The organism is Candidatus Atribacteria bacterium (assembly GCA_011056645.1).
GTDB classification, from domain to species: domain Bacteria; phylum Atribacterota; class Phoenicimicrobiia; order Phoenicimicrobiales; family Phoenicimicrobiaceae; genus Sediminicultor; species Sediminicultor quartus.
The window spans coordinates 1-5,854 of the sequence record DSEL01000081.1 but is presented as its reverse complement, the minus strand read 5'-3'; the positions used below and the strand labels follow the sequence as shown (position 1 = coordinate 5,854).

Here is a 5,854-nt window from a genome sequence, read left to right as displayed (position 1 = left end):
GATATAACCCTAGTTTTTCACTAATTTCGGTCATATGCATAGAGGAACTATGTTGAAGTAAAAGATCAAGAAGAGAGAAGGTTTTATCTAAAACTTTTATGGGGTAATTAGGGTTTATTTTTTTCATCTCGTTTCCCTTTGATAATTTCTATAATATAGAAATTATTTCTATATTATAGTTTTATTATATAAAAGGTGTCCTATTTTGTCAAGTTTTTGCAAAATACTTTTTTGTGTTTAATTGTCATGGGGCATAAAGTAAATAAATAATTATACCTTAATGATATCTATTTACAAATAAGGGATCTCTATTTTAAAAACCTATTCCGTATTATCTATTACCCATTACGCATTATCCAATTCCTAATTCCCTCTAAAATACTTCTGCTCTTATGGTATTAAAAGAACTTTTCCACATCTTCCTAATTCTACAAGATCAAAAGCCTTTTCCCATACTTCTAAAGGAAATTTATGGGTGACTACAAAACCTGGATCTATTTTTTTATTTTCAAGAAGAGCAATAGCCTTTACCCAAGCACTATGTGAAGAGCTAAGATTAAAGTATAAATCTAATACTTTAAACATGGCTTTTTCCCATGGAAAACTTACAGGCTCTTTTCCAGGTAAACCAACTGCAATGATTCGTCCTCTTTTTCTTACTACATCAGGGAGTTGAGATATAGCTTTGGGGGACCCAGAAGCTTCTATAACCACATCTACGAGTTTCTTATTTGTTAATTCTTCTAACTTTTCTATTAAGTTTTCATGACTGACATTTACTATGGTGTCCACTGGAATTTTTTTAGCAAGTTCAAATCTATATTCCTTATCTTGATCTGTCCCTACTAGAATCACATATGATGCACCAGAAAGGTAAGAGATTTTAGCAGCTAAAAGACCGATAGGCCCTGCGCCAAAAATTACTACTTTATCTCCAGCTTCGATGTTTCCTCTTTCTACCACTTCATGGAGAATGATAGTTAAAGGTTCTATTACTGCAGCAGATTTAAAACTTATACAATCGGGAATCTCATGAAGAAGATGAGTAGGCATTTTTATATATTCTGCAAAGGCACCATCTATGCCCCATCCAGGGGAACGTTTATTAGAACAAATCTGGCTATAACCAGCTTTGCATAGATCGCAAACTCCACAGGCTTTAGAATGGGGTTCAACAACCACCCTATCGCCAACTTTCCATTCTTTTACATTTTTACCTATTTCTACTATCTCTCCTGAAAACTCATGTCCTAAAATTACAGGGGGATAGTAAGGAAAAGCATCATGTCTTATATAAATATCAGTTCCACATATCCCTCCTGCTTTAACTTTTATCAATACTTCTCCCTCTCTTGGCTCAGGAATAGGAACTTCTCTTAACTTAATTAATCCTATACCTTTCTCTGTTTTTACCACAGCTTTCATTTTGTTCATTGTTCTCACCCCATTTTTACTATAACAAATTTAGGTTTTCTCTTCTTTGAAGATAAAAATAATGCTTTAAAATAACTTCACACCTTAACCTTCTCAATGTCAAGGATAATTTTCCTTTCTAAAATCCCCAATACCCATTTTCTTACACATACGAACGATGGTTGTCTCAATAACCTCCATTCTTTTCGTAAGTTCTGTTATTGGAAGATGAAACACCTCTTATTGATGGGGTAATATATAAGTGGTTACCTTTTCCTTGGATTCCCTTAAAGAAACTTTCTTTTCGCTTATTTCCTCTAAAACTTCAGATTGTCCATATACTTTCTCTCTTTGCTCTTTATAAATTAAGTATTTCTCCTGTCTTTGAAGACTCTGAAATTTTCTCTAACACTTTTACAAGAGGGAGTATTTCTTCTCCTGAAGCCAAAGGAACTCTTCTTAATTTTATTGCCTCTACAAATTCCTTTAACTGAAGAGAATAATTTGTTGGAATTTGAACTCCTTCTAATAAAGTTTCTTCATTTAGCATTAATTTGTATCCAAAGGTGAAAGACTCTTTTAGTTGATATTCGATAAGGCGGAAACTCCCTTTCTCCCCTACAATAATATATTCATGCAATGGAGGTTTAGTGTTTAGAGAAAGATGAATAGATGTAGTAATATCCCCAGGAAATTCTAGAAAAATGTCTGCTTCATCTTTCATAGTAAATCCCTTGTTATTTCTGGTAAAAGTATTACCGAAAATCCTTATAGGGGTTTTATTAAGAATCCATAAAGCAAAGTCTATAGAATGACTTGCTTGAAGATAAGTTATAAGATCTCCTGTTTCTTCTTGAGATTTCCACCATTCTGTAGGTGGTTCAGGAAAATATACCAAGAAATTAATTAATATACGAATTATGGGGCCTATTTCGTTTATTTTTTCTCTTAATATTTGTATAGCATCACAAAATCTTCTGCTATGCCCTATCATTAGGAAAACATCGTTGTCTTTTGCTATTGTTACCATTTTTTTAGCTTCTTTATATTTCAATGCCATAGGTTTCTCTAATAAAATATGCTTTTTTGCTTTTGCAGAAGCTATAGCAGCTTCATAATGAAGATTATGAGGGAGGGCAATGATTACTGCATCTACTTTTGGATTCGCCAAAAGTTTCCTATAATCATCCACGCAAAAATTAACTCCAATTTTAGAACCAACGTCTTTAGCTTTTTCTATATATTTATCAGAAAGAGCTACAATTTCTACAACATTTTTTAAATAATTTGCAGCTTCTATGTGAGCTTGTGATATTCTTCCGCAACCGATAATTCCTATTCTCAGTTTTATCATTCTATAAAACCTCCTCTAAATATAATTTATCTACTCAGAAGATTTGGCAAGAAGAGCACCAATCCAGGTAAATAGGTTACAAGAAGTACTATAACTACAGTAGCAATAATAAAAGGTATGAGAGCTTTTGAAATTCTTTCTAAAGATATTTTTGCAAGAGAAGCAGCAACAAAGGCACATATTCCTAAAGGAGGAGTGATAAGTCCCACAGAAAGATTAACCGCCATAATGATCCCAAAATGTACCGGATCCACGCCAATCTTTGTAATTATTGGAAGAAGCATGGGAAGAGTAAGAATGACTGCTGCTAGAGTTTCCATAAAAGTTCCCAAAAATATGAGAAAAAAGTTTATTAAAAGAAGAAGAACATATTTATTATTAGTTATATAGAACATGAATTGCCCAATTTTTTCTGGAATTGCTTCTCTTGCAAGGATCCATCCAAAAAGAGCGGCACAGCCGATAATCATCAAAATACTCCCCGATGTTATTCCTGACTCTAAAAGAATTTTTGGAAGGGCATTTAATTTTAATTCTCTTGTAACAAAAAATCCCAAAATTAAGGCATAGAAAACTGAGAATGCCGCGGCTTCGGTAGGGGTAAACGCTCCACTCAAGATTCCACCAATAATTATAAAAGGCATAAGAAGAGATAATATTCCTTCTATGTATTCCCTCAAATTTTTTGGTAATCCCAATGAAGATTTACGAAGTTTATATTTTTTTATATAATAATAAGCTACAGTCATTATGGAAATCCCAAGCAGTATTCCAGGAATAAACCCTCCCAAAAAAAGCCTGGCGATAGATGCATTAGCCATAGAGCCATAAATTACCATAACCACACTGGGAGGAATAATAGGTCCTATGATTCCACTGGCAGCGCAGACAGCTGCTGAATATTCTTTTTTATACCCTTCTCTTTCCATAGCAGGAATCATTATAGAACCAATAGCAGAAGTATCCGCTGAACCTACTCCGGTAATCCCTGCAAATAACATACTACTTATTACTACTATATAAGTCAATCCTCCTCTAATATTTCCAATAACTAAGGAGGATAATTTTACAAGCCTTGGGGTAATTCCTGCCTCATTCATAATTCTCCCTGCCAAAATAAACAAGGGAACTGCGACAATAAGAAAAGAGTCTAATCCTACATAAATACGTTGAGGAATTAGAACTAAAGGTAGATCTATCTTTATAAGATAAAACAGACTGGTTAAGCCTAAAACAAAGGCTATAGGAACTCCAATAGATAAAAGAGCTAAAAAAACTAAGGCTACCATATAAGTTAAGCCTCCTTAATTTTCTTTTCGGATATTAAAATAAAAACTTTCGTCAAGGCAAAAAATGCAAAAATATAAAATCCGATTTGAAGAATTCTGTAGATGCTATCCATGGGAATTGCTAAAGCAGGCGTAACATTGACAGTAATTTTCGCTTGATGTATTAATTCCTCACTTTTATATCCTGCAATAATAAAGAATATAAAAATTAAAATGTTTACCAGAATATCAAGGATTTTCACTACTCTTTTAGACGTTAAATTAAGGAAAAACTCTACTTTCGTGAACTCATTATTTACGAGAGCTAAACCTCCTCCAAATATTGCAAGATAGATAAAAGCCAATTGAGCGATTTCCATAGACCAAAATAATGGCTGTTTTAGAATATATCTAAAAAATATCTGAAAATTTATTATAATAACTATAATTGCAAAAAAAAGAATGACAAAATAATTTATAGTTTTCTGGAGAAATTTATATAATCTAATGAGGAAAGAAAATAACATCTCTATATCCTTGATTTTTTTAATAAAAAGTACCCAGGTAAGTTTAAACTCACCTGGGTATTAGAAATTATTCTAGAGCTTGAATATCTTTTACAATTTGTGTCCACTCTTCTGGTGAATTCGCAAAAAATTCATCATACACCGGTTTACTTGCTTCTATAAAGGTTGTTAAATCTTCAGGATAAGATATTACAGTTCCTTTTTCTTCCATAAATTTTAATGCTTCTCTATCCTGTTTTAAGCCCTCATCATTCATGGATTTAATCCAAGCCTTTACTCCATCTGAAACCAATTTCTGTTGACTTTCATCTAATTTATCCCATGTTTTAAGACTCATAAGAAATATTCCACCATTGCTTAGCACAGGTAGATAACTTACATATTTTTGTACTTCATAAAAAAGCATTGCTGCTAAAGTAGCTGGTCCGTTTTCATTTCCATCTACCACTCCAGTTTGAAGAGCAGTATATAATTCTCCAAACGCTAGGGGAACAGGAGTAGCTCCAAGAGCTTTATAGGCTGACATATGCATTGGAACCTGCATAGTACGAACTCTTAACCCTTTAAAATCCTCAAGCTTTTCAATAGGGTGAATATCATTCATGGGTACCCTAAACATGGGACCAGCAATGGCAAGAATCTTTAAACCAACTTTTTCACCTTGCTCTTGGGCTTTGGCCAAAAGAGCTTTCCCAGGCGAACTATCCATAACCTTTATGAAATGATCTGGTCCTTTAAATAGGAAGGGAAGATTAAGGATATCTAAAATAGGAACAAAAGTTGCAGTAACACCAATGGAACTTCCCTGGAAGTCTACAGTTCCCAATTGTAAACCTTCAGTAATGTCTTTTTCTCCACCTAATTGGCCAAGCGGATAAATTTTTACTGTTAAATTTCCTTTAGATTCTCCATTTAAAAATTTAGCAAATGCTTCGCCCGCCAAGTGATAAGGATAAGTAATAGCATTTGCATGACCATATTTTAATTCTGTAACAGAAACAGCAAAAGCACTTGTTGTAACTAATGTCAACACAATAAACACAAATAGTATCTTTCTTAACATTTTAATTAACCCTCCTTCAAATTATGATTAAAATATCTCTAAAAGCTTCCCTCTTCCTTCAACCAAAAGTTTTTTCTATTTTCCACCTCCTCTCTTTTGTAATGTCCCATTATATCCCAACTGTTTGGATATTTTTGCACTTGTTTCGATAAGAGCTTCTTTTAGGTTATTTTGTGCCTTTTTATCTACCCTAAAAATAGGGCTTGAAATACTAATGGCGGCTATAACT

Annotated in this window: 8 protein-coding genes; all 8 read right to left on the bottom strand. The window is 33.2% G+C overall.

Annotation, left to right across the window (positions count from 1 at the left end; all coding sequences use genetic code 11):
* The coding region (locus ENO17_03285; protein HER24060.1) for a hypothetical protein at window positions 1-127 on the bottom strand (127 nt) is incomplete at its 3' end.
* Between the two features lie 263 nt (window positions 128-390).
* On the bottom strand, window positions 391-1,434 hold the full coding sequence (locus tag ENO17_03280; GenBank protein ID HER24059.1) for a hypothetical protein: 1,044 nt from the start codon (window positions 1,432-1,434) through the stop codon (window positions 391-393).
* 99 nt (window positions 1,435-1,533) lie between these two features.
* Window positions 1,534-1,650, bottom strand: coding sequence for a hypothetical protein (locus tag ENO17_03275; protein HER24058.1), 117 nt, complete (start codon window positions 1,648-1,650; stop codon window positions 1,534-1,536).
* 121 nt (window positions 1,651-1,771) lie between these two features.
* On the bottom strand, window positions 1,772-2,767 hold the full coding sequence (locus ENO17_03270; protein ID HER24057.1) for a Gfo/Idh/MocA family oxidoreductase: 996 nt from the start codon (window positions 2,765-2,767) through the stop codon (window positions 1,772-1,774).
* A 26-nt stretch (window positions 2,768-2,793) separates the two neighbouring features.
* Entirely contained in the window at window positions 2,794-4,056 is a 1,263-nt protein-coding gene (locus tag ENO17_03265) for a TRAP transporter large permease (GenBank protein HER24056.1), read from the bottom strand.
* Between the two features lie 5 nt (window positions 4,057-4,061).
* Window positions 4,062-4,562: a TRAP transporter small permease subunit gene (locus ENO17_03260; GenBank protein HER24055.1), complete on the bottom strand. Its 501-nt coding sequence runs from the start codon at window positions 4,560-4,562 to the stop codon at window positions 4,062-4,064.
* Window positions 4,563-4,629: 67 nt separating this feature from the next.
* Entirely contained in the window at window positions 4,630-5,625 is a 996-nt protein-coding gene (locus tag ENO17_03255; GenBank protein ID HER24054.1) for a TRAP transporter substrate-binding protein, read from the bottom strand.
* A 75-nt stretch (window positions 5,626-5,700) separates the two neighbouring features.
* The coding region (locus ENO17_03250; protein ID HER24053.1) for an IclR family transcriptional regulator at window positions 5,701-5,854 on the bottom strand (154 nt) is incomplete at its 5' end.